1 protein-coding gene and 1 pseudogene are annotated in these 3703 nt (G+C 70.5%); both read left to right on the top strand.

Annotated elements, in window-relative coordinates:
* Window positions 1-510, top strand: a pseudogene (locus tag G020_RS15440) (type VI secretion system tip protein VgrG); the annotation flags it as partial.
* Window positions 510-3703, top strand: a 3194-nt coding sequence (locus tag G020_RS0114410) for a toxin VasX (protein ID WP_024330084.1), incomplete at its 3' end; no start/stop codon positions are given. The pseudogene G020_RS15440 and the gene G020_RS0114410, both read left to right, overlap by 1 nt.

Here is a 3703-nt window from a genome sequence, read left to right as displayed (position 1 = left end):
CTCACCGTCCAGGGCGAACGCCGCGAACACACCGCCGCCGACCAGCACCTCACCGTCGACGGCACCCTGCACCAGCGCTTCGGCACCGCCCAGCTTGTGGAAACGGGCCGCGAGGCCCACTACACCGCCGGCAACAAGGTGGTCCTGAACGCCGGCGCCGAGATCACCCTTCAGGCCGGCGGCAGCTTCATCAAGGTCGACCCCTCCGGCGTCACCGTCAGTGGCCCGAACGTCCGCCTCAACTCCGGCGGCAGCCCCGGATCCGGCAGCCCACCGCAGGTGCAGATGCCCGAACATCCCCGCAGCGCCGACGCGAGCCCCCACAGCCGTTCGAGCACCTCCGGACCCGCGCCCGGGGCAGGGGCCGAGGCCATTCAGGAGGCCTCGAGGGCCGAAGGCTTCGCAGAGCGTGAGCGGGAATTGCTGGTGGATATCACCAGCGGCAGTGAAGACGGCCAGCAGGTCCGCCTGCGTCAGGGCCGGGCCAAGCCAGCCGGAGGGCAGCACTGATGAGTGAAGGCGATCTCAAGGAACTGAACGAGGAGGCCGTGGAACTGGGCGTGCGCCGCCGCGCCGAGTACTCGGACGAGGAAGACGGCACCCTGGCGCTGGTGATCCCGAAACGCGAGGGGGGCGGCGAGATCGAGATCGCGCTGCTCGAGCACGCCCGCGCGGTCGAGGAGCGCGAGGACGGGGAACTGCAGGACAACACCCTGGTGGCCATCCGCCCGCTGGCACAACTGGCGCGGGGGCTGCCCGCCCACCTCGGGGGTGGCAGCGAGGACGCATCGGTGGCATTCGGGATGCTGCGGCCCGGGTATCTGTATGTCTTTTTCCGCGATCGGCTGTGGCGCGAACTCGAGGTCGGTCCCGACGGCCGCCTCAGCGACGTGGACCTGGCCGCCTGCCGCGAGCAGACCGACACCGGCGAACTGCCCGATGAACGCCCGGGCGAGGGGGAGTGGCTGGAACACATCCTCGTTCCCGCGATGCTGCAGGGGGAGGCCACCCTGCACAAGGTGCGTCTCGCCTACAGCGAGATCGCCTGGAGCGGCTCCTACATCCGCTGGCTGGAGGCGGACCCCGCGCGGATCAAGGCCCGCAGCGCCGCCATCAACGCGGCCGCGGCGGTGCTTGCTGACGGGGAGCGCCAGTTTTCCCTGACGCGGGGTTTCCCCGCCGGCCGCCTCGCCGACGTCCTTGCCCTGCGGCCGCGCGATCTCGGCATGGAACTGATGCTGGAGGCCCCCGGAGCCTTCACGCCCGACTTCAATGCCCCGGCCGAAGACGAACTGTGCGCCCGTCTCCGGCACCGCTGGGCGCAGGCCGGCGAGGACGACCGGGCCGCTTCGCTGGATCTGCAGTGCGAGGATGGCGAAGACCTGCTCGACGGCCGGCGGGACAACGACGGCGTCATCGCCGTGCCGATACCGGACCCGCTGTTCGCGCTGCGTCACGCCCTGGCGCAGATCCATCTCGCCCAGCACTACCTCGACGCCCTCGATGCGGAACTTGCGGAGCAACCGCTGGGGCACTCGGCCCGGCTGATCCGCCAGGCCCTTTATGCCGCACCGGAGGACGGGGGCACCAACCCCCTCGCCGACTATCGGGACGCCCTCGCCACCGACCGGCTGGACGCGGTTCTCCAGCAACCCGAGCGCGACGCCACGGTGGCTGTGCTGAACCGGCAGCTCCACACCCTCCAGTGGCTGGCGAGCGAAGGGCAGATCACCGCCGTGCTGCGTGATTTCACCAGCCATCACGACCTCGGCCTGTGCGAAGGGTATGCCCTGTGCGCCGACCTGCTCGGTGTGCTGCAGCAACTCCCGGGCGTCCTGCACGATCACACCGACAGTGCCCCGGCAACACGCGCGCGCAACCTTCTGCAGAGCCTGCTCACGAGCGCCGACCTGCAATCGCTGTGGAATCCGTCGGCCCCCGAACAGGCCGATGCCACCGCGCCCGGCACGGACGACGGCGATGGTGCCCCGTCGGTCGCCCTCCTGCGCCGGCTGGCCGGGGACGACAGCGAGATCGACGAGGCCCGGGCCGAGGCGCTGGGCCTCGAGACGCTCGGGCTGATGGCCCGCAATCTGGCCGAACAGGAGCAGGAGCAGACAGAAGCCGTTCTCCACCTCACCAACGCCGGCAGGGTCGGGGGGCTCCTGCACGCGGTGGTGAGCCAGTGGAGCCAGGCCGTGCTGCGCGCCGTGGAACGGGTGTCCGACGACGTGGAGGTGATCCGGCTGCAGCGCCTGTTCACCGCGGTCGAGAGCCACGCCAACCTGATCGACGGCGACCTGGGCGGCGAACTGCACATCATGCGCCGAGGCGAAGTCGACCTGGACCGCTACACCATCCTGGGCGTGCATGGCGACGGCCTCCACTGGGGCCTCACCGACCGCGACCGCGCCAGCGAGACCCTGCAGACCCGGCGGGACTATCTCTACGCCGACCAGGTCGATGCCGACGGCCAGCTCACCGGCTCCACCAGCCCGAAACGCATGAGCGCGGAGGTGGACGAGGCCATCCGGCGCGTGGCGGGGCACACCCTGGTGTTCGTGCTGCCCGCCGGCCACCCCGAGGCAGCCCGGGCCGCCCAGCTCCGCCTGGCCAAGGTGGCCGAGCAGGCCCGGGTGGTGGTGGATGGGCCGGCCATCTCGCGGATGCTGGTGGGGTTTGCAATCTACAACTTGGGGCGGGAGGGTGCGGGCCTCGAACAGGCGATGGAAAAAGGTAAGGGCGGCTTGCAAGGTGCAAAAGCGGTTGGTGCCCTAGTCGACCTGACAGCGGCCTCCATGAAACTGCATACCGCGCTGTACCCGGAACCGGTATCGCGGACGGGGCGTTTTGTGCAACGGCCCTTGTTCGACATGAAGAACTGGCCGTTGATCGGCGCCCGATTGCAGAAGGTCGGAGCCAACACCCTGGTCCGCACCATCGGCTTGGCGAACTTCCTGGCCGGCGTTGCCGCCGTCGGCATCAGCGCCTGGGAACTGCGCATCAGCCTGCAGCAGGGCGATCGCGGCGCCGCCACCGGGCATGGCGTGGCGGTGGCCGGTGCCGCACTGTTCGTGACCGCCCCGCTGCTGACGGGCCTGCTGCTGATCCCGGGCTGGGGCTGGGCCCTGCTGGGCCTGGGGCTGGCCATCGGCGGCACCAGCTACGCCGCCATGAACCAGGACACCGACTTCGAGCAGCTGCTCCGCCAGGGCCCGCTCGGCACCCATCCCCAGGCGGAGCCGGAATCCACGGACGACACCCGCTACTACCCGCAGTTGCTCACCGCGCTCAGCCCCGTCGAGATCGAGGTGCAACGCTACGGCCGGCTCGGGGCGGACGAGCAGCAGGCCCTGCTGGCCAGCATCGGCGAGACGGCCGGGCCCGGCAACCGCGATTACGTCGTCACCGTCCGCACGCCCCTGATCAGCCGCTTCCGGATCGGCCCGGGCGAATCGTTGACCCTGGCCGTGCAGGAACTCACGCAGACCACGGCCACGACCCCCACCCGGTTCGGGGATCAATACGCCTCGACCTACATTACCGAGGCACCGGACCCCTTCGTGATCGGCCGGCGCCAACTGCTGCCACGGGAGAGCGCCGTGCGCTTTCTGGTCCGGCGCCGGGCTGCCGAGGAACGGGTCGAGATGGGCGGCGTCTCCGTCTCGTCCAGCGCCCGCCTGCGGATCGCCCTGCAGGCCCG

Origin of the sequence: Thioalkalivibrio sp. ALR17-21 (assembly GCF_000420185.1) — a bacterium.
Taxonomy (GTDB): Bacteria; Pseudomonadota; Gammaproteobacteria; order Ectothiorhodospirales; family Ectothiorhodospiraceae; genus Thioalkalivibrio; species Thioalkalivibrio halophilus.
The sequence above is the reverse complement of the archived record's forward strand: the minus strand, read 5'-3'. Positions and strand labels throughout refer to the sequence as shown.